Here is a 26,751-nt window from a genome sequence, read left to right on the forward strand (position 1 = left end):
GGGGTCGGAGCATGCGCCCAGCGTCCAGATCGCGCCGCTGACCGGCGTACCCGGCCAGGACGACGAGCAGCCGAGCGGCTGCCCTCGGTCGGGCCCGGCGGGGCCGGCGCGCTGTACCGCCTGATGCACCTGGCGGCCGCCCTCACGGAGACCGCCGGGGTGAGCGACGTCGTCGAGGCCGTCGCCGACCAGATCGTTCCCGCCTTCGGTCCCCGGCCGCCCACCGCCCGCCGCCCGGCGCGCCCGCCGCCTGGGGTCGGAGCATGCCCCTGCCGTCCGGGGGTCGGAGCATGCGCCCGCCGCCCGCCGCCCGCCGCCCGCCGCCCGCCGCCCGCCGCCCGCCGCGCGCCCGCCACCCGGGGGTCGGAGCATGCGCCTCGGCCCGGGGAGGCCGCGCTCTGTTTGCGGGGGACCGTCACCGGAGGTGACCATGGACCGTGAGCGGGCCGGACACGGCCCGCGTTCGAGCGGGCGGCCGGGTGGCCCCGGGCCCGGCCCGCGAGGGGCCCGCACGGCGTGCGAAACCGCCGGAGGGGAGCGTCATGGTCCTCGACTTGCTGCTCATCGCCGTCGCCATCACCCTCGACCCGCTGCCCATCATGGCCTTCGTGCTGGTGCTGTCCTCGTCCAAGGGCGTCTGGCGGGGACTGGTCTTCATCCTCGCCTGGCTGGCCTGTCTCGTGGCCGTGATCGCCCTGGTGCTGCTGTTCACCGGAGGCCAGCCGCCACCGCCCAGGTCGCCGCCGTCCACGGCCGCCCTGGCCGCCAAGCTCGCCATCGGCCTCGGACTGGTCCTGTACGGCGAGTACCGCCGGCGCAAGCGCCGGGCGCCCAACGAGCCCGCCGAGGCACGGGGCCGCGCCAAGCACGCGGCCGACCCGCACGGCGGTTCGGGCCGGATGTCGCCCTGGTCGGCGGCCGCGCTGGCCGTCTTCCTCCAGCCCTGGGGCCTCGTCGCGGCCGCCGCCACCGTCGTGGTCCGCGCCGACCTCTCCCACTTCACGTCGTACGTGGCCCTGTTCGGTTTCTGCATCCTCGCCTCCGCCAGCCTGCTGGCGGCCGAGCTGTACACGGTCTTCGCGCCGGAGGCGGCCGGGGTGCGGCTGAAGCGGCTGCGGACCTGGCTGCAGGAGCACCAGGAGCCGGCCATCGTCGTCGGCTGTCTGGTGATGGGCCTGTGGCTGACGGGGAACAGCATCTACCAGCTCACGAGCTGAGCGGACCCCCTCGAAACGGCCCCGTCGCCGGTCCGGGGGACCGCGCCGCCGGAGGTGCGAAGCATTCGGGCGAGTGCTCCAATGGCTTACGGGACGCCCCCCGAGGGCGCGCCGAGCGTTCGGCAGGCGAGCCGCCCCGGACCGCTGTTGCGCTCGCAAGGAGTGGTCATGAGCGATGACTTCGAAGACATGGGACCCGTCGACTACCTGGTGGTCGAGTTCCCCGGAAACCGCATGACGGGCGAGGGGCTTCCGCTGCTCGTCGACCTCGTCGACCGGAAGATCATCCGCATTCTCGACCTGCTGTTCGTCCGCAAGGACACCGACGGCACCGTCACCGCCCTGGAGCTCGCTGACATGGACGGAGACGGGACGCTCGACCTCACCGTCTTCGAGGGCGCGTCCTCCGGTCTGCTCGGCCAGGACGACGTCGAGGAGGCCGCCGCGGCCGTCGAGCCCGGCAACTCCGCCGCCGTCCTGGTGTACGAGAACACCTGGGCGGCGCCGCTCGCCCGCGCCATGCGGCGCAGCGGGGCGCAGCTGGTGGCGGGAGGGCGGATCCCGGTCCAGGCCCTGCTGTCCGCGCTGGACGAGGTCGAGGGCGCGTCCGGTCGGGGAGCGTCGGCGGCCTGAGCGCCCGCGCGGCCGGCCGCGGACGCGTCCGGCGTCCGGGGCGGTCCCTCCGAACGGCGCCGCCGTCACACACACCGGAGACCCCACCCCGTACGGGAGGACGACATGCCCCGCCTCATCCGCAGTGTGGTCCGCACGGCCGCCATCGCCGGAACCGCCACGGCGGTGTCCAGCCGCGTGTCCCGCCGGCAGTCGGGCCGGTGGGCCCAGCAGGACCAGCAGGCTCAGCAACAGGCCCAGGCCCCTGCCGCGGCGGCCCCGGGGACGTCGCAGGGTGCCGTGCCCCCGCCGATGCCGCCCGACGACGACATGGGCCGGAAGATCGACAGGCTCAAGGAACTCGGCGAGCTCAAGGCCCAGGGCCTGCTCACCGAGCAGGAGTTCGCGGCCGAGAAGCAGAAGGTCCTCGGCTGAGGGCCGCCGCCGATGACGCAGCCGCAGGCCGGGCCGGAGCGGGAGGACGCCGCGCCCGGGAGCCCCCGGCCGGAGCCCGATGTCCTGCGAGGGCTCCTGCTCAGCGCCTCCTACCGCCGGATCCTGCTGTTCTCCGCGCTCATCGGGATCCCGATCTCGCTGATCGCCTTCTGGTTCCTCGTCGCGCTCCACCAGTTGGAGCACCTGATGTGGGACCACGTGCCGAAGACGCTCCTCGGCTCCCCGGTCCCGCCGTGGTGGTGGCCGCTGGTGCTGCTGCCGGTCGCCGGCCTGATCGTCGGCCTGGTCGTGGCCCGGCTGCCCGGCGCGGGCGGCCACGTCCCCGCGTACGGACTCCAGTCCGGCGGCGCCTCGGCCAAGGCCCTGCCCGGAGTGGTCATCGCGGCGGCCGCGAGCCTGCCGCTCGGCGCCACCCTCGGTCCCGAGGCACCGCTCATCGCCCTCGGCGGGGGGCTCGCGCTGCTGTTCCGCAATCTCGCCCGCGGCAACGCGACCTCCCAGAACACCGCACTGCTGGGCGCCGCCGGGGCCGGAGCGGCCATCGCCGTGGTCCTCGGCAACCCGGTGATCGCCGCCGTACTGCTGATGGAGATCATCGGCGTGGGCGGCCCACGGCTGGTCGCCGTCATGCTGCCGGCGCTGCTGTCCAGCGGGGTCGGCTCGCTGGTGTTCACGGGCTTCGGCCGCTGGACCGGGCTGCAGACGGGCAGTCTCCGGCTGCCGCTGTCGGGGCGGTTCCCGCACCTCGACGCCGGGGACGTGGGCTGGACCCTGGTCATCGGCGTCGTCGTCGGCGTGCTGGTCCACATGATCCAGGTCGGCGGCCGGTTCGCGGCCGGTCTCGTCCGCACCCGGCCCGTCCCGTTCACCGTCCTGTTCGCCCTCGGCGCCGGCGTCTGCGCGGCCCTCTACACCGGGATCACCGGCCGGACCCCGGCGGACGTCGCCTCGTCCGGCCAGACCACCATGGTGCAACTGGCGTCCGACCCCGCCTCCTGGGGGGTCGGGGCGCTCGTCGCCGTCCTCGCCTTCAAGGGCATCGCCTACGCGCTCTGCCTGGGCAGCCTTCGCGGTGGACCCATCTTCCCGGCACTGTTCCTGGGCGCCGCGACGGGCGTCCTGCTGGCGCCGCTGCCCGGCCTCGGCGTCATCCCGGGCATGGCCGCCGGCATGGCCGCCTCGGCCGGCGCCGCCCTGCGGCTGCCCGTCAGCAGCGTGGTGCTCGTGGCCCTCCTGCTCGGCAGCATCGCCATGACGCCCGTGGTGATCCTGGCGGCCGTCGTCGCGATCATCACCACCGAACTGCTGCCGGGCGCACACGGGGCGCCGCCCCCGGAGTCCGCACCGGCGGCTCCCGCCGGGGCCGCCGGCGCGGCCAGGGGAGCACCGTGAGCGGGACGATGAGCGCCGAGGCGTTCCGGGCCCTCTGCGAGCGGGTCCGCGAGCGGACGCCGCGCGGCCCGGACGACCGGCGCGGCACGCTGCGCCATCTCACGCCCGCCCGGGTGGTGGCGGCGACCCGCGAGGTCATGACGGGACGGACGGTCTCGCTCGGCGCTCCCGTGGACACCCGGCCCGGCCCGGACAACCCGGAGCCCGCCCGGCACCGGATGACGGCGCCGGAGCCCGGTCGACGGCCGTCCGCAGGGCTGGACTTCGCCCGCGACTGCTTCGCGATGAACGTGCACGGTGACGCCGACAGCCATCTCGACGCCCTGTGCCACGTCCTGTGGGACGGCACGCTGTACAACGACGTGCCGTCCGGCAGCGTGACCCCGGACGGCGCCACCGAGCTCACCGTCGACGTGGTACGCGACGGCGTCGTGGGCCGCGGCGTGCTCCTGGACATCCCGCGGCTCCGGGGCGTGCCCTGGCTGGAGCCGGGGGAGCAGGTCACCGCCGACGACCTGGCGGCGGCCGAGGCGGCCCAGGGAGTGCACACCGGGCCGGGGGACGTGCTGCTGGTCCGGGTGGGCCACCGGCTCAGACGCCGGGAGCAAGGCCCCTGGCACACCGCGGAGGCACGCGCCGGACTCCACCCGGAGGCCGTCGAGTTCCTCGTCGACCGTCGCGTCGCGATGCTCGGCAGCGACGGCAACAACGACACCGCGCCGAGCGCCGTGGAGGGGGTCGGCTTCCCCGTCCACGTCCTGACCGTCCACACCATGGGCATGCACCTCATGGACTACCTGCAGTTCGAGGAACTGGCGCCGGTCTGCGAGCAGGAGGGCCGCTGGAGTTTCCTCTGCGCGGTCGCGCCGCTGCGCCTGCCGCGGGCCACCGGCTCACCCGTCAACCCGATCGCCGTCCTGTGAGGGCCCGCCCCGTGGCCAGCCGTACCGTCCCGAGCCGCTGCCGCACCGACCCGGCTCCCCGCTCCCGACTCCCGACTCCCGGCCCCACGATTCCGACACCCGCCCCCGAGCACCGATCCCGAAAACCCCTACCCGTGCCGGAGCCCTCGTCCCGGCCCGGACCCGCGAGAACGGTGGCTGCCATGACCGAATCCCCGCACTACGACGTCATCGTCATCGGCACCGGAGCCGGCGGCGGCACGCTCGCCCATCGCCTCGCCCCCACGGGGCACCGCGTCCTCCTGCTGGAACGCGGCGGCTACCTTCCCCGGGAACGCGACAACTGGGACTCCACGGCCGTCTTCGTCAAGGGCAAGTACCGCGCACCCGAGTTCTGGTACGACAAGTACGGCAACACCTTCCCGCCGGAGGTCAACTACTACGTCGGCGGCAACACCAAGTTCTACGGCGCCGCCCTCTTCCGGCTGCGCCCCGAGGACTTCGGCCCGCTGCGCCACCACGGCGGTGTGTCCCCGGCGTGGCCGCTGAGCTACGAGGACCTCGAGCCGTACTACACCCAGGCCGAACACCTCTACCTCGTGCACGGCAACCACGGCGAGGACCCCACCGAGGGCGTGGTGAGCGGGCAGTACCGCCACCCGCCCGTCGAACACGAGCCGCGCATCCAGCAGTTGAGCGACGACCTGGAGAAGCAGGGACTGCACCCGTTCCACCTGCCCATCGGGGTCAACCTCGACCAGGACCGCGACGGCCGGGCCACCCACTCCAGCGTCTGCATCCGCTGCGACCGTGTCGACGGCTTCCCCTGCCTGGTGCGCGGCAAGTCCGACGCCCAGGTGATCTGCGTCGAGCCCGCCCTGGAACACCCCAACGTGGACCTCATCACCGGCGCCCGTGCGACCCGGCTGGAGACCGACGCCACGGGCCGCAGCGTCACCACGGTCGTCGCGGAACTCGCCGACGGCACCGAGGCACGCTTCTCCTCCCACCTCGTCGCCGTGGCCTGCGGAGCCGTCAACACCGCGGCCCTGCTGCTGGCATCGGCCGGCGACCGGCACCCGGACGGGCTCGCCAACAGTTCGGGCGTGGTGGGCCGCCACTACATGCGGCACAACAACATGGCACTGATGGCGGTCTCGAAGGAGCCCAACGACACCCGGTTCCAGAAGACCCTCGCCCTGCACGACTGGTACCTGGGCGCGGACGACTGGGAGTACCCGCTCGGCGGCATCCAGATGCTCGGCAAGTCCGACGCCGAGCAGATCCACGGCGAGGCACCGCGCTGGGCCGGCGCCGTGACCCCCGAGATGCCCTTCGAGGTGCTGGCCCACCACGCCGTCGACTTCTGGCTGTGCGGCGAGGATCTCCCCGACCCCGGCAACCGTGTCACCCTGGACCGGGACGGCGGCATCCATCTCGCGCTCGACGAGAAGAACAACATCACCGGGCTGAACCGGCTGCGCCACAAACTGCAGGGCATGCTGGGCCGGCTGGGGATGCACGAGCACCATCTGCTGCCGCACAGCATCTATCTGCACAAGGGCATGCCCATCGGGGCGACCGCCCACCAGGCCGGCACCGTTCGCTTCGGCAACGACCCGGCGAACTCCGCCCTGGACGTCAACTGCAAGGCCCACGACCTCGACAACCTCTACGTCGTCGACACGAGCTTCTTCCCGAGCATCGGCGCCGTGAACCCGTCGCTGACCGCCATCGCCAACGCCCTGCGCGTCGGGGACCACCTGGCCGAGCGGCTCCGCGGCTGAGCCGACCGGGCGAACATCGCCCACCCAACGGCCCACTCGACCGTGCGCTGTCCGCCTGACGGCATGCGCCGGTGGTTCCGTGGCGCGCGGGTTCCGTCCAGCGCCGCCACGGCCCGGGCCGCAGGCAGGCACGTTCCCAGGAGGCATCGTGAATTCCCAGGCCGGAGCGGCACCGTACCCGGTTCCGCAGCTGCTCAAGGGACAGAAGGCGCTGGTCACCGGCGCCAACTCGGGCATCGGGAAGGCGACGGCGATCGCTCTCGGCCGGGCGGGCGCGGACGTCGTCGTCAACTTCGTCGCCGGCCAGGAGGCCGCCGACGCGGTCGTCAAGGAGATCACCGCCGTCGGTGTGCGCGCCTACGCCCACGAGGCCGACGTCTCCGACGAGGAGCAGGTCGTCGAGATGACGCGGCGGATGGTCGAGGAGTTCGGCACCATCGACATCCTCGTCGCCAACGCCGGTCTCCAGCGGGACGCCGCGCTCACCGAGATGACGCTCGCCCAGTGGCAGAAGGTCATCGACGTCAACCTCACCGGCCAGTTCCTGTGCGCCCGCGAGGCGGTCAAGGAGTTCCTGCGGCGCGGCGTCGTCCCCGACGTGTCGCGCGCCGCCGGGAAGATCGTCTGCATGAGCTCGGTCCACCAGATCATCCCCTGGGCCGGCCACGTCAACTACGCCTCCTCCAAGGGCGGCGTGCAGATGATGATGGAGACCCTCGCCCAGGAGCTCGCACCCAAGAAGATCCGGGTCAACGCGGTCGCGCCGGGCGCCATCAAGACCCCGATCAACACCGACGCCTGGAACACCCCGGACGCCGAACGGGACCTGCTCACCCTCATCCCGTACGCCCGAGTCGGGGACCCCGAGGACATCGCCCACGCGGTCGTCGCCCTCTGCTCCGACCTCATGGACTACGTGGTGGGAACCACGCTGTACGTCGACGGAGGCATGACCCTCTTCCCCGGATTCGCCACCGGCGGCTGACGCCGCGCGGCCGATCCGAAGGGCTCCGACGACCGAAGGCACACATGCACAATCCGGTACCCCTGCCGGCCGGGGCGCACCTGCTGCTCGCGGAGGCACCCGCCCAGCTGCTCCCGGCCCGGGAGCTGATGGCGTTCACGCTCGCCTCCCACATCATCCTCGTGCCGATGGGGGTGGCGCTGCCGCTGATCACGCTGATCATGCACTACCGCGGGCTGCGCCGGAACGACCCCACCGCCCTGCTGCTCGCCCGGCGCTGGTCGGCCGTGATGGCGATCCAGTTCGCCGTGGGCGTCGTCACCGGGACCGTCCTGTCCTTCGAGTTCGGGCTGCTCTGGCCGGGTCTCATGGGCCGCTGGGGCGATGTCTTCGGCATCGGGTTCGGCGTCGAGGCATGGGCGTTCTTCCTGGAGGCCGTCCTCATCGCCATCTATCTCTACGGCTGGCGGCGGCTGCCGGCGCGGACGCACTTCCTCCTCGGGGTGCCCCTCCCGGCCACCGCGCTCCTCGGGGCCTTCGGCATCCTGGCGGCCAACTCCTGGATGAACACCCCCCGGGGCTTCCGGCTCGACCCCGCGGGCAACCCCGTGGACGTCGACGTCTGGAAGGCGATCTTCACCCCGATGTTCGGGCCGCAGTACTGGCACTTCGTCGTGGCGATGTTCGTGACGGCCGGGTACGTCGTCGCCGGTGTCTACGCCGTCGGGATCCTGAAGGGCCGCAGGGACCGCTACCACCGGCTCGGCTTCGCGGTCCCGTTCACCGTCGCCGCCGTCTTCACCCCCGTCCAGTTCGTGCTCGGCGACTCCATCGCCCGCTCCGTGTTCCACAAGCAGCCGGTGAAGTTCGCCGCCATGGAACTGGTGTGGGAGACCGACACCCATGTGCCGGAGTACATCTTCGGCCGTCTGCACCCGGACGGGACCGTCACCGGGGGCATCAAGATCCCCCAACTCGACTCCGTCCTGGCCGGGTTCCGGCCCGACACCGAGGTGACCGGCCTCACCTCCGTGCCCGCTTCCGACCGGCCCAACCCCACACAGGCCACGATCGCCCACTGGGCCTTCGACATCATGGTGGTCATCGGCTCGCTGCTGGTGCTCCTCGTGCTCTGGTACGCGTGGGTCGTATGGCGCAGGCGGAAGCGTCCCGCGGCCGAGCGCCTGCCGCAGTCCCGGTGGTTCTACCGCAGCGCGGCCTGCGCCGGGGTCGCCTCCGTCATCGCCGTCGAGTGCGGCTGGATCACCACCGAGGTGGCGCGGCAGCCCTGGATCGTGTACCAGAACATGCGCGTCGCCGAGGCGGTCACGGCGACCCGGTCCTCCACCCTCTGGATCATGTTCGGTGTCGTGATCATCGTGTACGTCTTCATCTTCGGCTCCTTCCTCGCGGTGCTGCTGAAGCTGCGGACCCGCTGGCGGCTCGCGGACGCGGCGGCGGCGACGGGCGCCCCGGCCGAGGGCCCGGAGACCGAGACGCCCTACGGACCGCGCGCCGCCGTGCCGGAGGCGGCCGCCGGCGCCCGGGCGGGCGAGGACGGAACGCCATGACGACCGCAGGCATCGTGGCCCTCGTGCTGCTCCTCGCCGTCGCCGCCTACGCCTGCGCGGGCGGCACCGACTACGGCGCCGGCTTCTGGGACCTCACCGCGGGCGGCGCCGAGCGCGGCAAACGGCCCCGCTGGCTGATCGACCACGCCATGGCTCCCGTGTGGGAGGTCAACAACGTCTGGCTGATCTTCGTTTTCGTCATCATGTGGACCGGGTTCCCGGTGCTGTTCCAGACGGTGTTCTCGGCGATGTGGCTGCCGCTCGCCCTCGCCGCCGTCGGCATGGTCCTGCGCGGCGCCGGATTCGCCCTGCGCAAGCCGATCACACGGGTGGCGGGACGGCGGCTGTACGGTGCGCTGTTCGCCGTCTCCTCACTGCTCACACCGTACTTCCTCGGTGCCGCCGTCGGCGGCGTCGCCTCCGGCCGGGCCGCGCCCGGCACCGTCGCGTCGGCGCACGCCTGGGCCAATCCGACGTCCTCCTTCTTCGGTCTGCTGACGGTGACGGCGACCGCCTTCCTCGGCGCCGTGTTCCTGTCCTGCGACGCCGAGCGCTGGGAGGCCCCCGATCTCGTCGGCTACTTCCGGCGCCGGGCCCTGGCCTCGCTGGCCGTCGTCGTCCTCCTCGGCGCGGCTGCCTTCGTCGTCGTCCGCGGTGACGCCCCCCACCTCTGGCACGGACTCACCCACGGTGCCGGACTGGTGCTCCTGCTCGTGGCCGTGGTCTGCACGGTGGCGACGGCGCTGATGCTGCTGCGCGGACAGGCCCGCTGGTCCCGGTTCACCGCGACGGGCATGGTCGCCGCCGTCGTCGTCGCCTGGGGCGTCGCCCAGCGCCCGTACCTCATCCCGACCTCCCTGACCGTCGAGGAGGCGGCGGGTTCCCCCTCGACGCTGGTGTGGCTGCTGTTCGTCACCCTCGTCGCGGTGATCCTCGTCGGTCCCGCGCTCGTCCTGCTCTACTGGCTCGACACCCACGGGGAGCTGGAGTCCCTCTCCGAGTCCGATCTGCGGCAGGGCGGGGGCGGCGGCCCCGGGAGCGAGTGACACGCGTGCTTCCCCCCGACCAGTTCCTCCTGGGCATCGCCCTGACCGTGCTGCTCGCCGTCGGCTCCCAGATCGCGGCGAGCAGGCTGCGCATCCCGGCGCTGATCCTGCTGCTGCCCGCCGGCTTCACGGCAGGCGCCCTCACCGACGTCGTCCACCCGGACGAGCTGGCGCCCGGCAACTTCTCGTCCATCGTGTCCCTGTCCGTCGCCGTGATCCTCTACGACGCCGGGCTCGGACTGGAGATGCGCCATCTGCGGGGCGCCACCCGCTCGGTGGTCCTCCGGCTCCTCGTCCTCGGCGTGCTGGTCACCTGGGCTGCGGTCATCGGGCTCGCCCCCGCGCTGTTCGGCGTCCCCCTCCCCGTGGCCGTGCTGCTGGGTGCCGTCCTCGTCGTCTCCGGGCCGACGGTGGTGGGGCCGCTGCTCGACCACGTACGTCCGCCGGACCGGCTGCGGCGCGTCCTGATCTGGGAAGGCACGCTCGTCGACCCGGTCGGGGCGATCCTGGGCACACTCGTCCTGCACTCCCTGCTCGCCGGCGACTTCCGGGTCGCCCGGGGCTTCCACCCGGGCGAGTTCCTGCTCAGCTGGCTGGTCGGGCTGGCCGGCGGCGCGGTGGGCGCGGCGCTGCTGTGGTACTGCCTCCGCAGGCTCCGGCTCGGCGAGACGCTGGGGACCCTCGCCCAACTCGCCACGGTGGTCGCGGTGTCGGCGGGCTGCGACATCGTGCGCGACGACACGGGGCTGATCGCCGCGGTCGTCGCCGGACTCGCCGTCGCCAACCTCCCCGGTCTGGGCATGACGGCCAGGCGCCCCTTCTTCGAGACGCTGGTCCAGCTCATCATCGGGCTGCTGTTCGTGACCATCTCGGCCGGGGTCGCCCCGTCGTCCGTCCGTCCCGTGCTGCTGCCCACGCTCGCCCTGATCGGCGCGCTCGTCCTGGTGGTCCGGCCGCTGGTCGCCTGGATCTCCACCCGTGGGCGCGGACTGGCGCGCGGGGAGCGCGCGTTCATCGCGTGGATGGCGCCGCGCGGCATCGTCGCCGCGTCCACCGCCTCCGCCTTCGCCGCCACCCTGTCCGGCTCGGGACTGTCCGGCGCGGACAAGATCCTCCCGGTGACGTTCCTGGTGATCGTGGGGACGGTACTCGTCTACGGGCTGACCGCGGCACCGGTCGCCGCCGCGCTGGGCATCAACCGGCCGGCCCGTGCCCGGCCGCTGCTCGTGGGCGGGCGGCCCTGGTCGGTCGACCTGGGCCGGTGCCTCAAGTCCGCCGGGCTCGACGTGACGATGTGGACCGCGACGGACGAACAGCGGCAGCGCGTCCGCCGGGCCGGGATCGAGCCGGCCCCGGGGGATCTCCTCGCCACGGCCACCGACGCCTCCGGGCGGCTCGAGGGTGTCACCTCCGTCCTCCTCCTCACCGACGACGACGACTTCAACGCGCTGGTCTGCGTCGTCGCACAGGACAGCGTGGACGGACCGGTCCACCGCGTCGGCCCGCCGCCGGACGGCCCCGGCGCGGTCGCCACCCGCACCGGCCCGGACGTGCTCTTCGGGCCGGGCCTGGGGCGGGACGTGCTGGCGGCACGCCACGAGCGGGGGGCGCGCTTCACCGTGGGCGCTCCGGGCGAGTCCCCGCCGCCCGGTCACGACGCCCTGTTCGTCCTGCGCGCCGACGGCCGTCTGGAGCCGGTCACCGAGGAGCGGCCGGCGCGGCCGGGGCCGGGGGACCGGATCGTCCTGCTGGGCCCTGCCCCGGACGGGCGGCCCGCGGAGGAGCCTCCCGGCGCCGGCCGGTGAACGGACGGGCGGGAGGAGCCGTCGACCTCGGCCGGTGAACGGACGGGCGCCGCTCAGAGGTTGGACTCCGCCGGAGCCTTCCGCGGACGGCTCTCCCCCTGCGCGCGGTTGAGCTCCGCGTCCAGCGTGAGCGCCGTGTCGATGAACGCCAGATGGGTGAACGCCTGCGGGAAGTTGCCCAGTTGACGCCCCGTCAGGTCGATCTCCTCGGAGTACAGGCCGAGGTGGTTGGCGTACGTGAGCATCTTCTCCAGCACGAGCCTCGACTGGTTCAGCCGGCCGGCCCGCGCCAGCGCGTCGACGTACATGAACGTGCACAGGGAGAACGTGCCCTCGGAGCCGGCCAGGCCGTCGGGCGTGACCTCGGGGTTGTACCGGTAGACCAGGCTGTCGTTCACCAGTTCGCGGTCCATCGCGTCGAGCGTGGCGGTCCACATCGGGTCGTCGGGGGTGATGAACCCCACCGTGGACATCCGGACGAGCGACGAGTCGAGCACATCGGTGTCGTAGTGCTGGACGAACGCCTGGCGCTCCTCGTTCCAGCCGCGGGTGAGGACCTGGTGGTACAGCCTGTCCCGCGCGTGGGCCCAGCGGGCGAGCGAGGCCGGCCGGCCGCTCGCGGCCGCGAGCCGCAGCGCCCGGTCGAAGGCGACCCAGGACATCACCCGTCCGTAGGTGAAGTTCTTGCGCCCGCCCCGGGTCTCCCAGAGCCCCTCGTCGGGCTGGTCCCAGTGGTCGGTGAGCCAGTCGAGGAGCGTGCGCAGCGAGGTCCAGCCGCGGTGGTCGAGCTGGATGCCCCGCTCGTGCGCGAAGAAGATGCTGTCCAGCGCCTCGCCGTAGATGTCGAGCTGGAGCTGGGAGGCAGCCCCGTTCCCGATCCGGACCGGGCTGGAGCCCTCGTAGCCCGCCCAGTTGTCGAGGATGTCCTCCTCGAGGTCGGAGGAGCCGTCGACCCGGTACATGATGTTGAGCGGTCCCGATTCGCCGTCGCGGCCGGCCGTCTCGTGGACGCGGTCGCGCAGCCAGCCGATGAACGCCTGGGCCTCGCCGGTGAAGCCGAGGCCCAGCAGCGCGTACACGGAGAAGGACGCGTCGCGGATCCAGGTGAACCGGTAGTCCCAGTTCCGCTCGCCGCCCAGCTGCTCGGGCAGCCCGGCCGTCGGGGCCGCCACGATCGCGCCGCTCGGCGCGTACGTCATCAGTTTCAGCGTGATCGCCGACCGCTCGACCGCCTCCCGCCAGCGGCCCGAGTAGCGGGACTGGCTCAGCCAGTCGCGCCAGAACTGGACGGTGTCGTCGAAGAGCTGCATGAACTCGGCGTGGTGGATGTGCCGCGGCGGACCGTCGGCGAAGGTCTCCAGCACCACCCCGCGCTCCTGGCCGGCCTCCAGGGTGAGGCTGAAGTGCATGTCGTGGTCGCCCAGGTCCAGGGGGACCAGCCGGACGTCCTCGGGCTCCCGGACCGCGTGGACGGTCAGCTCCAGGCCGTCCGCGGCGAACACCGCACCGCGCTCGGTGTAGTGCAGTTTGTGCGGGGAACGGCCGTAGTTGAAGCGCGGAACGATGTCGACCTTGAAGGTGAGGCTGCCGCGGACGCAGCGCAGCAGGCGCACCAGCCGGTGCCGCTCGGTGGCCGTGGAGCCGGTGACCGGCATGAAGTCGACGACCTCGCCCGCGCCCGCCTCGGTCATGAAACGGGTGACCAGGACCGCGGTGTCGGGAAGGTACAGCTGTTTGGTGGCGTACGTCCGGTCCACCGGGGTGACCTTGAAGTACCCGCCCTTCTCACTGTCGAGCAGTGAGCCGAAGACGCTCGGCGAGTCGAACCGCGGGGTGCAGTACCAGTCGATCGTCCCTTGCGTGCTGACCAGTGCCGCGGTCTGCAGGTCACCGATCAGCCCGTGGTCCTCGATGAGGGGGTAGTCGCCCATCCCGAGCCCCTTTCGCCCTGGGTCGCGAGCGGATGCCGCCCCATCAGCTTAGGTAATGCATGCATTCCGGGCTTTTCGGGACGATTTTCCCGTGGCGGGGAAGGGCTCCACCGTGGAGGCGAGAACCGCACGACGGAAGACGCGCCGGGCCCGCGCGCCCCTGTCCTGGGCGGCGGCCTTCGCGCTGCGCCAGTACGTCGTGGCGTGCCTCTGGATCGCCCCACTGGTGGGGATCGTCCTCGGCTCGCTCCTCGCGGAGGCCGCGGTGGCGCTCGACGGCGTCGTCCGGGTGCCGGAGGAGTGGCGGTACTCCCCGTCCACCGCGAGCAGCGTCCTCAGCTCCATCGTCGGCGCGATGGTCGCCCTGCTCGGTTTCGTCGTGACCATCGGGATCCTGGTCGTCCAGCAGGCCACCGGGACGCTGTCGCCGCGCTACATGCGGCTCTGGTACCGCGACCGGCTCCAGAAGGCCGTGCTCGCCACCTTCACCGGGACCTTCGCCTTCGCCTTCTCGCTGCTGCGCAGCATCGAGACGGACTTCGTGCCCGACGTCGGCGTCACGCTCGCGGGAGCGGCGGTCGCGGTGAGCCTGGTGCTGCTGCTGATGTACCTCAACCGCTTCATCCACAACCTGCGGCCCGTCGCCATCGCGGCCCTGGTCTCCCGGGCGGGACGGCGGGTGCTCCGCCAGGGGGTGCTGCTGGCGGAGAGCGGGGCGCTCCGCGGCGCGGACGGGACGCGGGCCCCGCCGGGCGGCCCGGTGACGCCGGTGCCCTCCGCGGCGGGCGGGGCGCTCCAGGGGTTCCAGCCGGAGCGGCTCGCGGCGCTCGCCGAACGGCACGACTGCTTCGTGGTGCTCACCCACCCCGTCGGCGACTTCGTGCCGCCCGGGGTGACGCTGTTCGAGGTGCACGGCTCCACGCCGCCCCCGCCCAGGGAACTGACCGGGCTGGTCGCGCTCGGCGTCGAACGGACCATCGAGCAGGATCCCGCCTTCGGACTGCGCATCCTCGTGGACATCGCCATCCGGGCGCTCTCCCCGGCGGTGAACGACCCCACGACGGCGGTGCAGGTCCTGAACCACATCGAGGCGTTCCTGCACACCGTCGGCCGACTGCGGCTGAGCGGGCGCTACACCCTCCACGACGCCCGCGGTGTGCCCCGGCTCGAGGTCCCCGGCCGTTCCTGGCAGGACTTCCTCCAGCTCGCCGTCACCGAGATCCGCGAGTACGGCACCGGCTCCCTGCAGATCTGCCGGCGCCTGCGGGCGCTGTTCGACGGACTCCTGGACGCCGGCCTGCCCGAACCTCACCGGGAGGCGGTACGGACGGAGCTGCGCCTCCTCGGCGAGGCGGTGGAGCGCCAGTACGCCGACCCGGTCCGCCGGACCGCCGCGCTGACCCCCGACCGCCAGGGCATCGGGGGAGGCGCGGGTCGCCGGACCTGAGCCGGGAACCGGCCGCACGCGGTCCCGCGCGGAACCCCGTGCCGGCGTGGGAAGGGGCCGCGGCAGGACCGGGCCGGGGTCGGGGCCGGGCCGGAACCCGCCGGGCGTGCGGCCGCGCGGGGGCGGACTGCGTCCGGAGTCGGTTGCGACGGAACCCGCGGGGCCCGGCCGGATCTCCGGGGCCCCGTGCGGGATCCCGTCCGGGTCGTCCCGCGCCGGTTGCGACCGGAGTCGGCTCCGGGCCCGTGCCGGAACCCGCCGGACCTGAGCCGGGAACCGGCCGCGCGGGGTCCCGCGCGGAACCCCGTGCCTGCGTAGGACGCGGCCCGGCTGCGGCTGAGACGGAACCGCCGGGCCCGTGCCGGACCCCGGTGCCCCCGCGCCGGCTCGATCACGTCCGGTGCCCGGAATGTGACATCACGCACGCGGACCGTCCCGGCCGACGCGCCCGCAGCCCCCGTGCCGGGCGGCGGGAGGGGCGGGCCGCGCCGCGAGCGCTCAGGGCCGGGGCCGTCCCCGGATGGCACAATCGGGCACGGCGGACGCCGCCCGCCTCCGGTGATCCGGACCCGCCCCCACGATCCGCAGGGACGCCTTGAGCACGTACCGCGACTTCGCCCACCGTGGCTCCGCCCGCGCCACCGTCCTGCGGACCGTCGGCACCCGGGAGCGGCGCTCGCACCTCACCGCGCCCCGCGTCCCCACCGTGGGCATCGACATCGGCGGCACCAAGGTGATGGCCGGTGTCGTGGACGCCGACGGGGTCATCCTGGAGAAGATCCGCACGGAGACCCCGGACAAGTCCAAGAGCCCCAAGGTCGTCGAGGACACCATCGTGGAGCTGGTCCTCGACCTCTCCGACCGGCACGACGTGCACGCCGTCGGCATCGGTGCCGCCGGATGGGTGGACGCCGACCGCTCCAAGGTGCTGTTCGCCCCGCACCTGGCCTGGCGCAACGAGCCGCTGCGGGACTCGCTGCAGAACCGTCTCGCCGTCCCGGTGATGGTCGACAACGACGCCAACACCGCCGCCTGGGCCGAGTGGCGCTTCGGTGCCGGCCGCGGCGAGGACCATCTCGTCATGATCACGCTCGGCACCGGCATCGGCGGCGCGATCCTGGAGGACGGCCGGGTCAAGCGCGGCAAGTTCGGCGTCGCCGGCGAGTTCGGCCACATGCAGGTCGTCCCCGGCGGACACCGCTGCGCGTGCGGCAACCGCGGCTGCTGGGAGCAGTACAGCTCCGGCAACGCCCTGGTCCGCGAGGCGCGCGAGCTGGCAGCCGCGGACTCACCGGTCGCGTACAACATCATCGAGCGGGTCAAGGGCAACGTCCCCGACATCACCGGCCCGCTGATCACCGAGCTGGCCCGGGAGGGCGACGCCATGTGCGTCGAGCTCCTCCAGGACATCGGCCAGTGGCTCGGCGTCGGCATCGCCAACCTGGCCGCCGCCCTCGACCCTTCGTGCTTCGTCATCGGCGGTGGCGTCAGCGCCGCGGACGACCTGCTCATCGGGCCCGCACGGGACGCGTTCCGGCGTCATCTCACCGGCCGCGGCTACCGGCCCGAGGCCCGTATCGCCAAGGCCCAGCTCGGACCCGAGGCGGGTATGGTCGGCGCGGCCGACCTCGCGCGGCTCGTCGCCCGCCGGTTCCGCCGCGCCAAGCGGCGCCGCGTCGAGCGGTACGAGAGATACGAGCGCTACGCCCAGGTCCTCCGCGGCGCCGGAGGAATCGGCGACACCGGCGACAGTGCCCGCCCCACCCCCCAGGACCCCGAGTGAAGACCCTGCCCCGACAGACCCCACCCGTGGAAGAGAACGTGCGTCCCCCCGAGGACCGGCGCCACATGATCTGGCGCCGTGTGCTGACCGCGATCGTCATCGTGCTGCTCATCGGCATCCCCGCCGGGTACCTGGTGATCTCCGCGGAGCAGAGCAGGGACAGCGGCCGGGACAAGGAGGCCGAGTCGTCGGCGACCGGGCTGCGCGAGAACTGGCCGTCCAAGATGAAGCGCCGGGTCTTCGAGGTGCCGATCCCGGCCCGCTCCACCGAGGTCGCCTACTACGAGACCAGCAACTGGAAGTCGAGCCGGCTGTACGTCAAGTTCCGTACGACCGCCGGCGGGCTCGACGCGTTCCTCAACGACGTCGGTACCAGTCGTGCGCGGCTGAAGACCGGCCAGGTCACCATCCACGAGCGCGACGCGGCAACCGTCGGCTGGGTCTTCCGGCCCGAGGCCGCATGGGCCGGAACGTCGCACAAGCAGCGCGATCCCCGTCCCAGCCAGGACATCGCCGTGGATCTGACCGATCCGTCCGCACCCATGGTGTTTGTGGTCTCGACCGCGACCCCCTGAGCCGGAACCACTCCGTCCGCTCACTACTGTGGAGCGGGTGAGTGAGCAGACGCAGACGCCCCCGAAGACCCTGCAGTACCGGATCGACGGCCCCGACGACGCGCCCGTCCTCATCCTCGGGCCGTCGCTCGGCACGACCTGGCACATGTGGGACCGGCAGGTGCCGGAGCTGTCGCGGCAGTGGCGGGTGCTGCGCTTCGACCTGCCGGGCCACGGCGGCGCGCCCGCCCACCCGGCCGGGTCGGTGACCGAACTCGCCGACCGCCTCGTCGCCACCCTCGACGAGCTCGGCGTCCAGCGCTTCGGCTACGCGGGCTGCTCCGTCGGCGGCGCGGTCGGCATCGACCTGGCGCTGCGGCTCCCGCACCGCGTCGCCTCGCTCGCCCTGGTCGCCGCCTCGCCGAGGTTCGGCACCGCCGACGAGTTCCGCCGGCGCGGGGTGATCGTCCGTACCAACGGCCTCGACCCGATGGCCCGCACGGCTCCCGACCAGTGGTTCACCCCGGGTTTCGCGGCCACGCAGCCGGCGATCGTCGAGTGGGCCGTGCAGATGGTGCGCACCACCGACCCCGGCTGCTACATCGCCGCCTGCGAGGCACTGGCCGCCTTCGACGTACGGGCCGAGCTGGGGCGGGTCGGCGTGCCGACGCTGGTCCTGGTGGGCTCCGAGGACCACCTGACGGGGCCCGCCGAGGCACGCACCCTGGTCGCCGGGATACCGGACGCCCGGCTCGCCCTCGTCCCGGGCGCCTCGCACCTCGCGCCCGTGGAGCAGCCGGCCGCGGTGACCGACCTGCTCGTACGGCACTTCTCCCTGGCCTGGCAGGACACCCTCCACGCGATCCCCGTGCCGTCGTCGGTCCCGTCCGTCTCCGCGCCCGTGGCCCCCGTCGCCGAGATCGCCCCGGCCGCCGAGCAGCCGCACCCCGCCGGCGCGGTACGGCCCGACCCGTACGAGGCGGGGATGAAGGTCCGGCGCGCGGTTCTGGGCGACGCGCACGTCGACCGGGCGACGGAGACGGCGGACGAGTTCACCGCGGACTTCCAGGAGCTGATCACGCGCTACGCCTGGGGCGAGGTCTGGACGCGCGAGGGCCTGGACCGAAGGACCCGCAGCGCGGTCACCCTCACGGCCCTGGTCGCGGGCGGTCACCTGGACGAACTGGTCTTCCACACGCGTGCCGCGCTCCGCAACGGCCTCACCCCCACGGAGATCCGCGAGATCCTCATCCACGCGGGCGTCTACTGCGGCGTTCCGGCGGCGAACGCCGCGTTCCGGGTCGCCCAGTCGGTGATCCGCGAGGAGACGACCCCGCGCGACTGAGCGCCGGGCCCGCCGGCCGTGCCCCCTCCCGGTCCGGGCGTGGGCCGGGAGGCGCCCGGGGGTGCGCCGTCCGCCGTTCGGGAAGGCGCCGGGCGGGGAAAGATCCGTTCGGGGAACGAGGCGCGCCGCGTCGGGCGGGGCCCGGACGGAGAGGATGGTCGTCCCCGTGAAGCTCACCAAGAAGTCGCACGCCTGCATCCGCCTCGAGAAGGCCGGCCGGACCCTCGTCGTCGATCCCGGGGTCTTCAGCGAGGCCGACGCCGCCGCCGGGGCCGACGCGCTGCTCGTCACGCACGAGCACCCGGACCACTTCAGCGAGGAACGGCTCCGTGTCGCGCTCGACGCCGATCCCGCCGTCGAGGTCTGGACCCTCCGCAGCGTCGCCGAGCAGCTCTCGGCCGCCTTCCCCGGCCGGGTGCACACCGTCGGTGACGGCGACACCTTCACCGCCGCCGGCTTCGACGTGCAGGTGCACGGCGAACTGCACGCCGTCATCCACCCCGACCTGCCGAGGATCACCAACGTCGGCTTCCTCGTGGACGGTTCGGTCTTCCACCCCGGCGACGCCCTCACCGTCCCCGGCGAACAGGTGGAGACGCTGATGATCCCGGTGATGGCCCCGTGGAACAAGGTCGCCGAGGTCATCGAGTACGTCCGCGAGGTCAAGCCGCGCCTGGCCGTCGACATCCACGACGCCCTGCTCACCGACCTCGCCCGCCCGATCTACGACACCCACATCGGGAACCTGGGCGGCGCCGAGCACCGTCGGCTCGCCGCCGGGGAGTCCACCGAGCTCTGAGAACGGCGCCCTCCGGCGGACGGGCGACGGCGCCCGTCTCCCGCCGGCCCCGGCCCGGCCCCGGCCCGGCCCCGGCCCGGTCACGGCGGGACACCGGCCGGTCCGGGAACTCCCGTCCGCCCGTGACTGTCCGACCCCGCGGTTACGCTTGGCGGCATGCGCATCGCCACCTTCAACGTCAATTCGATCACCGCCCGGCTCCCGCGGCTGCTCGCCTGGCTGGAGAGCAGCGGCACGGACGTGCTGTGCATCCAGGAGACCAAGTGCACCGCCGAGCAGTTCCCCGCGGACGCCCTGAAGGAGCTCGGCTACGAGTCCGCGGTCAACGCCGACGGCAGGTGGAACGGCGTGGCGGTGGTCTCCCGCGTGGGCCTCGACGACGTCGCGCAGGGCCTGCCCGGCGGCCCGGAGTACGGCGGCGTGCAGGAGCCGCGGGCGCTCAGCGCCACCTGCGGCCCGGTCCGCGTCTGGTCGGTGTACGTGCCGAACGGCCGCGAGGTCGCCCATGAGCACTACGCGTACAAGCTGGCCTGGCTGGAGGCGCTGAGGGCCGCGGTCGCGGAGGACGCGGCGGGGGACCGCCCGTTCGCGGTGCTCGGCGACTACAACATCGCGCCGACCGACGACGACGTGTGGGATCCGGCCTTCTTCGAGGGTATGACCCATGTGACCGAGCCGGAGCGTGCCGCCCTGGCCGGGCTGCGCGAGGCGGGCCTCGCCGACGTGGTGCCGCGCCCGCTGAAGTACGACCACCCGTTCACGTACTGGGACTACCGCCAGCTGTGCTTCCCCAAGAACCGGGGCATGCGCATCGACCTGGTGTACGGCAACGAGCCGTTCGCCGAGGCCGTCAAGGACAGCTACGTCGACCGCGAGGAGCGCAAGGGCAAGGGCGCCTCGGACCATGCCCCCGTCGTGGTCGATCTCGACCTCTGACCGGTCCGGGGCCGCGCACTCCGGCCGGCGCCCGCGCGCCCAGTGGTGCGCCCGTCCACGGGAATGCGAGGCTGATCCGTATGAACATCCCTTTCTTGGACAACTGGCGAAAACGGCACGGCAGCGCACGGAGCCAGTCGCCGGCGTCCACCGTCGGGGGCGACCCGGAGGGTGTGGCGGAGCTGCTGTCCGAGTGCGAGCTGCTGCGGGCGCGGGTGGGTCAGCAGGGGCTCGAACTGGATGACACCCCGGCCTCGTTGGAGGCGCTCGACCAGCTGCCCCCGCGCTGGCGGGACGACCCGGAGGAACTGCCCTGGCTGGGGAACGACGCGGGCCTCTATCTGGGCACCGTGATCGTCCGCACCGTGCGGGGTGCCGCCTGGCACGTCTGGCCGGGCGGCCACCCCGTGGTGCGGCTCGCCTCCGGGCGTGAGGTCAATGTGGTGGAGGCGGGGCTCGACTGGGCGGTGCACGGATCGCCCGAGCTGTCCCAGGTGTACGCGGAGGCGGCCGAGGCCTGACCGGCCCCCGTCCCTTTAGATGGCTATTACCGCTTATGTCCTATTCGGTGCGTGTCGGGACGTGAAGTGCCTTGCCTGGCTGGATAGTTTGCGCTGACCTCGACACCGCCGAGATTGGGGCAGAGCAGCGTATGGCCGTCGATCTGCTGATCGAGTTGAGTGACGTCGACAAGGACCGCGTGTGCGAGGCGCGTTCCCCAGAGCCGGGCAGTAGCTCGTAGAGCCCGTGCCCGGCTCGGCGTCGGCCGGAGATCACTGCTCGCGCAACGGGACCGACACGTACGAGGGGTCGGTCGCGGGCGAGGAGAAGGTCAGCTGCGCGCCGGACGGGTTGTGCTCGATGTAGAGCGGGTCGACCGTGTCGACGACCAGGGCCAGACGGTGGCCTGCCGGGACGTCGTAGGCGGTGGAGAACAACTCCAGGTCTACGGGGAACGGCTCGCCCGGGGTCCGGCCGTGGAACGTGTACGGCGCACTGCTGACCAGCTTGCCGAGGCCGAGCGGCCCCACGTCGTAGAGGTACGCGACGAGGGTGCCGCTCTCCTTGGTGCTGGTGACCGTGGTGTGGAGCCTCGCCGTCCCCCTGATCCGCTGGGGGGAGCCGTGGCGCTCGGACTGCCAGACCGCGGCGTAGCGCCGGGGGAGCAGCGGGATCGAGGCGACCGGGGGCAGTTTCACGAACTGGTCCAGGACGTTGGAGAGCATCACGATGCCCCCGTTCGCCCCCGAGTCGATGTTCGCGTGGATCCTCTTCGTGCCGCCCAGGGTGACCTTGCGGGCGTCGGCGCCCACCGACTTCCAGTCCGGGTAGGTCTCGTAGGGGCCGCCGGAGCGCGACTTGATGCGCACGGGCGCCTCGCGGTCCACTCCGTTGTCCGTGCCCCTGAGGTGGTGGTCGAGCCAGCGGCGGGTGCTCGTCCAGGTGTCGTTGGGCAGGCCGAGCAGGCCCGTCGCCTCGGCGGTCGCATGGTCGCCCGGACGGAACTCCAGCCGCTTGGGCACGGTGAGCCGCTCGTAGAACTCGGCGTACTGGTTGGGCGGGAAGACGGTGTCGCCCCAGGCGTTGCCCAGCATCACCGCCGCGCCGTTCCGGTTGATCCGGTCGACGTAGGCCGAGGGGGAGCGCTTCTCCCCCCAGGCGATCATCTCGTCCTCCTTCTCCAGGTTCGATCCGAGGAAGTCCTTGGTGAACTGCTGGAACTCGGGGCTGGGGCGGCCCGTGAGATAGCCGGCGCCGACCAGCAGGCCGGCGGCCTGGAGGTGCTGGGTGCGGCCGCTGTAGATGGAGTCGGTGAGGTCGGCCCAGCCGCTGAGCGCCGCCACGGCCTTGATCCGGTCGTCGTGCGCCGCGGCGAGAAGGGTGATGCCGGCCGCGTACGACATCCCTGCCATGCCCACCCTGGACGGGTCGGCCGGGGTGTTGGCGAGCGCCCAGTCGATGACCTTGCGCGCGTCGGCGATGTCGGGCGGCCCCGCGACCTCGATGTTCCCGCCGGACTGCCAGAAGCCGCGGACGTTGTAGGTGACCACCACGTAGCCGGAGTCGGCGAGCTTCGCGGCCTGCGCGAGGTACTCGACCTGGGGTGTGGCCCAGCTGGTGGGGAGTACGACCACCGGGTACGTGCGCGAGCCGCCGGCGCCGGCCGGGGTGACGACGTTGGCCTTGAGGACGGTGCCGCCGTCACCGCGGATGTCGACGAACCGGATGCCCGGTGCCGACGACGCCTCGGTGGCCGCCGCGGGGGTGGCCGGGGCGAGCCCGAAGGCCGCCCCGGCCAGCAGCGCCGCGGAGACGGCGCCGGTCGTCGAGGTGCGCAGGGCTTTGTGGGGGTGTCCCATCGCTCACTCCTGACTCGTGCCGGCCGACCCGTGCCGGTCCGAAAGTGACCCGAAGGTAACCTCCCGCCTTTACCTTTGGTAACCGGTCGGTAAGTTACGCGCGCGTAACGATTGTTGTACCTGACGTCAGCGAGCGTGCGCGGCCGTTGACATTCGCTGACGAGGCGTCAGCGCAGGGCGCTCTTCGCCTGCCACTCCGTCCAGCCGAGGTTCCACGCGCCGTAACCGTTGTTGACCGCGACGGTGCCCTTGGCGTCGCCGCCGGTGATCTCGAACGGGTCGCCGACCCGGACCTCCGCGTAGACCGAGGCGGCGTCCGCGTCGCTCATGCCGACACAGCCCGAACTCCGGTTGGCGCTGCCGAAGTAGGCGGCGTTCCAGGGGGCGGCGTGCGCGTACATCCCGGACCAGGTCAGCCGCATCGAGTAGTCGACCATCTTGTCGTAGGCGTCGCCCAGGCCGACCGTCTCCGAACGCATGTTGATCGTGCCCTCCTTGGCCATCAGCACCGCCGTGCCGCGCCACGAGGCCTTCTCGCCGCCGGGCGTGCCCGCGGACATGGGTACGTCCTTGACCTGGACTCCGTCGCGGTAGAGCCGCAGCCGGTGGCTGTCGAGGTCGACCTTCACCACCTGCTGCCTGCCCACGGTGAACCCGGTCGTGTAGTCCCGGACGAACCAGCCGCCGTCCGCGCCCGAGTCGACGCCGTTCAGCCGCGCGTCGAGCGTCACCTTCGTCCCCGGCTTCCAGTACTCCTTCGGTCGCCAGTCGACCCGGTCCTTGCCCGACCAGTCCTGCATCCAGCCCCACGAGCCCTGGGTGTCGTCGGACGTGGTGACCCTGAGCTGCCGTTCCACGGCGGCCTTGTTCTTCACCGGGTGGTCGAAGACGATCGACAGCGGCTGGGCGACGCCCACGGTGGAGTCCCTGCCCGGCACCAGCGCCAGTTTGTTGACCTTCTCCGCCGCGGCCGTGGCGAACTCGGCCCGGGCCGTGCCGCCTTGGTCGTCCCGCGCCTCGACCGCGTACGCCGTGCCCGGTGCGGCGACCCGGGACGAGGCCCAGCTCCGGCCGTCGCCCGAGACCTTTCCGTCGAGCCTCTCGCCGCGGGAGCCGGTGACCGTCACCTGGCGCAGCCGCCCCGACTCCAGCGTCACCCGCACGGGTTCACCGGCCCGGGCCTGCTTGCCCCGCAGATTCACCGTGATGCTCGTCCGCGACTGACCCTTGCCGTCCGCTCCCGGGTCCTCCGGGGCGGAGCCGGAACACCCCGCGAGCCCCACCGCCAGGGCCACCGCGCCGGCGGTCGCGGCGGCGCTCCGGCCCCGGCGCTGACGCCGATGGGCGAGCGGGGCGCTCGGGTGCGTGTGGACGCGGCTGCGGCTCAACTCAAAAACCTCCGTGACGATCTCTCTCCCCGGTAGAGAGCAACGAGCGGTTGGACCGGTTGCGTACATACCGGGAATTTCCGTCCCCCCTGGGTGTGACATGTCCGACAGTGCGCCGGTTCTGCACCCTGGCGGTTCCGCACACACCGGTACACCGTGGTGGCGTACGGCCCGCGCTCACCCGCGGCCCGCACTCCGCTGCCCCGCGAACGGAGAAGACGTTGACACCCTTCGTGCTCCCGCACACGCTCCTCGGCGACGGCCCGCACCGGGTCGTCGCCGTCCACGGCTGGCTCGCGGACCGCGACGCCTTCGCCCCCGTGCGCCCCGACCTCGACCTGGAGTCGTTCACCTACGCGTTCGTCGATCTGCGCGGCTACGGCGAGGCCATGGGCACACCGGGCGGGCACACCACGGGCGAGGGCGCCGCCGACGTCCTCGCCCTCGCCGGGCACCTCGGCTGGGACCGCTTCTCGGTCGTCGGCCACTCCATGGGCGGAGCGGTGGCCCAGCGCGTCGCCGCGCTCGTACCGGACCGGGTGCGGCGGATCGTCGGCATCTCCCCGGTCCCGGCCAACGGGCTGCCGATGCCGCCCGAGCAGTGGGGGCTCTTCGCCGACGCCGCCGAACGCCCGGAGAACCGCCGCGTCATCATCGACCTCACCACCGGCTCGGTGCGGCCGGCCGCCTGGCTGGACCGCATGGTCCGCAGGTCGGTGGAGCGCAGCGACCCCAAGGCGTTCCGCGCCTGGCTGGACTCCTGGGCCGTCGAGGACTTCCACACCGATGTGGACGGGTCGGCCGTCCCCGCGCTCGCCGTCACCGGCGCGCTCGACCCGGCCGTCAACGCCGGGCTGATGCGGGACACCTGGATGCGCTCGTTCCCGCACGGCGAGCTCGCCGAACTGGCCCACGCCGGGCACTACGCCATGGACGAGACGCCGCTGCAACTGATCCGCATCGTCGAGGACTTCCTCCGGGCCGACGGATGAGCACGGTGCCCGCCCCGGACGTCTTCGACCCGCGGCTGTACGCGGCCGGGCTGCCGCACGCCGCCTTCCGCGAGCTGCGCGACCGTCACCCCGTCTCCTGGCAGGACGAGTACGAGGTGCTGGGCTGGCCGTCGGGCCCCGGCTTCTGGGCGGTCGTCCGGCACGCCGACGTCGTGCGCGTCCTCAAGGAGCCCCGCACCTACTCGTCCCGGACCGGCGCGACCCAGATCCGCGACCCCGACCCCGCCGATCTGCCCTTCATCCGCCGCATGATGCTCAACCAGGACCCGTGCCCCCGCCGCCCGGCCGTGGCGCCGCCGGCCGCGGGCGGCGCGGAGGAGGGCGGCCCCGACCACGGCCGGCTGCGGCGGCTCGTCAGCCGGGCCTTCACCCCCGGCCGCGTCGACCGCTTCACCTCCGCCGCCCGCACCCGGGCCCGGGAACTGCTCGGCGCCGCCCGCGGGGCCGGCCCCGTCGTCGACCTCGTCACCGCCGTCACCGACGACTACGCCCTCCTCAACCTCGCCGATCTGCTGGGTGTCCCGGAGAGCGACCGGGGGCTGCTGCTGTCGTGGACGGAGCGCGTCATCGGCTACCAGGACCCCGACGAACCACCCGTGCTCGACGCGGACGGCAGACCCGTCAACCCCCGCTCGCCCGCGATGCTCAAGGAGATGTTCGACTACGCCCGCGAACTGGCGGCGTACAAGCGCCGCCGGCCCGGCGACGACGTCATGACCGCACTCGCCGGCAGCGGACTCCGCGACGGCGAGCTCGAGATGTTCTTCTTTCTCCTCACCGTCGCCGGGAACGACACCGTCCGCAGCGCCGCGCCCGGCGGCTTCCTCGCCCTCGCCGAACACCCGGACCAGCAGCGGCGCCTCCGCTCCGGCGAGGCGGCGCCGGACACCGCGGTCGAGGAACTGCTGCGCTGGCACCCGCCCGTGCTCTCGTTCCGCCGCACGGCGACCCACGACACGACGCTCGCCGGCCGGGACATCCGCGCCGGCGACAAGGTCGTCGTCTTCCACGCCTCGGCCAACTACGACGACCGCGCCTTCCGCGAACCCCACCGCCTGGACCTGACCCGCACCCCCAACCCCCATGTCTCCTTCGGTGACGGACCGCACGTGTGCCTCGGCGCCCACTTCGCGCGCCTCCAGCTCCGCGTGCTGCACGAGGAGGCGAGGGCCCTGCTGCCGCCCTGCACCCTGGGCGGGGAGCCCCGGAGGCTGGTGTCCAACTTCATCAACGGGCTGAAGTCGCTGCCGCTGGCCCTGGCGGGTACGGACGGATGACGCGGCGCCGCGGCGGGGCGCGGTGCTCCCGGCCCTCGTCGCCACGGACGACGAAGGGGCCGCCCACGACCGCCGCGGTGTGCGCCCGGACGCGGCCGTTCTCGTCGGAACCGCTGCCGGGCCGGGCCGGGCCCGGCCCGCCCCGAACCGGTGCGGACGACGGCGG

22 protein-coding genes are annotated in these 26,751 nt (G+C 73.0%); 19 read left to right on the forward strand and 3 right to left on the reverse strand.

Going from position 1 to position 26,751, the window contains the following annotated elements; translation table 11 throughout:
• The first annotated feature begins 542 nt into the window (after positions 1-542).
• The 10 genes from QRN89_RS28395 (at position 543) to QRN89_RS28440 (ending at position 11,752) form a co-directional block, all read left to right on the forward strand.
• On the forward strand, positions 543-1,217 hold the full coding sequence (locus QRN89_RS28395; RefSeq protein ID WP_290352257.1) for a GAP family protein: 675 nt from the start codon (positions 543-545) through the stop codon (positions 1,215-1,217).
• A gap of 168 nt (positions 1,218-1,385) precedes the next feature.
• Positions 1,386-1,850: a DUF6325 family protein gene (locus QRN89_RS28400; RefSeq protein WP_290352258.1), complete on the forward strand. Its 465-nt coding sequence runs from the start codon at positions 1,386-1,388 to the stop codon at positions 1,848-1,850.
• 105 nt (positions 1,851-1,955) lie between these two features.
• The gene (locus QRN89_RS28405) at positions 1,956-2,264 is read left to right on the forward strand and encodes an SHOCT domain-containing protein (protein ID WP_290352259.1); all 309 of its coding nucleotides are present in this window, start codon (positions 1,956-1,958) and stop codon (positions 2,262-2,264) included.
• A gap of 12 nt (positions 2,265-2,276) precedes the next feature.
• Positions 2,277-3,677, forward strand: coding sequence for a chloride channel protein (locus tag QRN89_RS28410; protein WP_290352260.1), 1,401 nt, complete (start codon positions 2,277-2,279; stop codon positions 3,675-3,677).
• Positions 3,678-3,685: 8 nt separating this feature from the next.
• Entirely contained in the window at positions 3,686-4,600 is a 915-nt protein-coding gene (locus tag QRN89_RS28415; RefSeq protein WP_290353893.1) for a cyclase family protein, read from the forward strand.
• Positions 4,601-4,782: 182 nt separating this feature from the next.
• Positions 4,783-6,366: a GMC oxidoreductase gene (locus tag QRN89_RS28420; RefSeq protein WP_290352261.1), complete on the forward strand. Its 1,584-nt coding sequence runs from the start codon at positions 4,783-4,785 to the stop codon at positions 6,364-6,366.
• Between the two features lie 190 nt (positions 6,367-6,556).
• Positions 6,557-7,351 carry an SDR family oxidoreductase gene (locus tag QRN89_RS28425; RefSeq protein ID WP_290353894.1) on the forward strand — a complete coding sequence of 265 codons (795 nt, stop codon included), beginning with the start codon at positions 6,557-6,559 and terminating at the stop codon, positions 7,349-7,351.
• Positions 7,352-7,395: 44 nt separating this feature from the next.
• A complete protein-coding gene (locus QRN89_RS28430; protein ID WP_290352262.1) occupies positions 7,396-8,901 on the forward strand; it encodes a cytochrome ubiquinol oxidase subunit I in 1,506 nt (501 codons plus the stop codon).
• Positions 8,898-9,947, forward strand: a complete 1,050-nt coding sequence (locus QRN89_RS28435) for a cytochrome d ubiquinol oxidase subunit II (protein ID WP_290352263.1) — start codon at positions 8,898-8,900, stop codon at positions 9,945-9,947. Before QRN89_RS28430 ends, QRN89_RS28435 begins: the two co-directional genes overlap by 4 nt.
• 5 nt (positions 9,948-9,952) lie before the next feature.
• Entirely contained in the window at positions 9,953-11,752 is a 1,800-nt protein-coding gene (locus tag QRN89_RS28440; RefSeq protein ID WP_290352264.1) for a cation:proton antiporter, read from the forward strand.
• A 53-nt stretch (positions 11,753-11,805) separates the two neighbouring features.
• Here the strand turns inward: QRN89_RS28440 and QRN89_RS28445 are convergent, their stop codons facing one another.
• A complete protein-coding gene (locus QRN89_RS28445) occupies positions 11,806-13,683 on the reverse strand; it encodes a glycoside hydrolase family 15 protein (protein WP_290352265.1) in 1,878 nt (625 codons plus the stop codon).
• A 91-nt stretch (positions 13,684-13,774) separates the two neighbouring features.
• Between QRN89_RS28445 and QRN89_RS28450 the strand changes: the two genes are divergently transcribed.
• From QRN89_RS28450 to QRN89_RS28480, 7 genes are all read left to right on the forward strand, one after another.
• Entirely contained in the window at positions 13,775-15,130 is a 1,356-nt protein-coding gene (locus tag QRN89_RS28450) for a DUF2254 domain-containing protein (protein WP_290352266.1), read from the forward strand.
• A 595-nt stretch (positions 15,131-15,725) separates the two neighbouring features.
• Complete coding sequence (locus QRN89_RS28455) at positions 15,726-16,913, forward strand: ROK family glucokinase (protein WP_290352267.1); 1,188 nt, start codon at positions 15,726-15,728, stop codon at positions 16,911-16,913.
• Between the two features lie 65 nt (positions 16,914-16,978).
• Positions 16,979-17,488, forward strand: coding sequence for a hypothetical protein (locus QRN89_RS28460; RefSeq protein ID WP_290352268.1), 510 nt, complete (start codon positions 16,979-16,981; stop codon positions 17,486-17,488).
• Between the two features lie 28 nt (positions 17,489-17,516).
• Positions 17,517-18,812 carry a bifunctional 3-oxoadipate enol-lactonase/4-carboxymuconolactone decarboxylase PcaDC gene (gene pcaDC / locus QRN89_RS28465; RefSeq protein WP_290352269.1) on the forward strand — a complete coding sequence of 432 codons (1,296 nt, stop codon included), beginning with the start codon at positions 17,517-17,519 and terminating at the stop codon, positions 18,810-18,812.
• Between the two features lie 166 nt (positions 18,813-18,978).
• Positions 18,979-19,611 carry an MBL fold metallo-hydrolase gene (locus QRN89_RS28470; RefSeq protein WP_290352270.1) on the forward strand — a complete coding sequence of 211 codons (633 nt, stop codon included), beginning with the start codon at positions 18,979-18,981 and terminating at the stop codon, positions 19,609-19,611.
• A gap of 156 nt (positions 19,612-19,767) precedes the next feature.
• Positions 19,768-20,547, forward strand: coding sequence for an exodeoxyribonuclease III (locus QRN89_RS28475; RefSeq protein ID WP_290352271.1), 780 nt, complete (start codon positions 19,768-19,770; stop codon positions 20,545-20,547).
• Positions 20,548-20,627: 80 nt separating this feature from the next.
• Positions 20,628-21,068, forward strand: a complete 441-nt coding sequence (locus QRN89_RS28480) for a DUF6278 family protein (RefSeq protein WP_290352272.1) — start codon at positions 20,628-20,630, stop codon at positions 21,066-21,068.
• A 252-nt stretch (positions 21,069-21,320) separates the two neighbouring features.
• On the opposite strand, the gene QRN89_RS28485 is transcribed toward QRN89_RS28480, so the two are convergent.
• Both QRN89_RS28485 and QRN89_RS28490 read right to left on the reverse strand, forming a co-directional pair.
• Positions 21,321-22,907, reverse strand: a complete 1,587-nt coding sequence (locus QRN89_RS28485; protein ID WP_290352273.1) for a CocE/NonD family hydrolase — start codon at positions 22,905-22,907, stop codon at positions 21,321-21,323.
• Positions 22,908-23,074: 167 nt separating this feature from the next.
• The gene (locus QRN89_RS28490; protein ID WP_390701058.1) at positions 23,075-24,295 is read right to left on the reverse strand and encodes a L,D-transpeptidase; all 1,221 of its coding nucleotides are present in this window, start codon (positions 24,293-24,295) and stop codon (positions 23,075-23,077) included.
• 221 nt (positions 24,296-24,516) lie between these two features.
• On the opposite strand from QRN89_RS28490, the gene QRN89_RS28495 reads away from it, so the two are divergent.
• Positions 24,517-25,287 (forward strand): alpha/beta fold hydrolase, encoded by a 771-nt coding sequence (locus QRN89_RS28495; RefSeq protein WP_290352274.1) that lies wholly within the window; start codon positions 24,517-24,519, stop codon positions 25,285-25,287.
• The gene (locus tag QRN89_RS28500; protein ID WP_290352275.1) at positions 25,284-26,585 is read left to right on the forward strand and encodes a cytochrome P450; all 1,302 of its coding nucleotides are present in this window, start codon (positions 25,284-25,286) and stop codon (positions 26,583-26,585) included. Before QRN89_RS28495 ends, QRN89_RS28500 begins: the two co-directional genes overlap by 4 nt.
• Positions 26,586-26,751 lie beyond the last annotated feature (166 nt).

This window comes from Streptomyces sp. HUAS CB01 (assembly GCF_030406905.1).
In the GTDB taxonomy this organism is placed as follows: domain Bacteria; phylum Actinomycetota; class Actinomycetes; order Streptomycetales; family Streptomycetaceae; genus Streptomyces; species Streptomyces chengbuensis.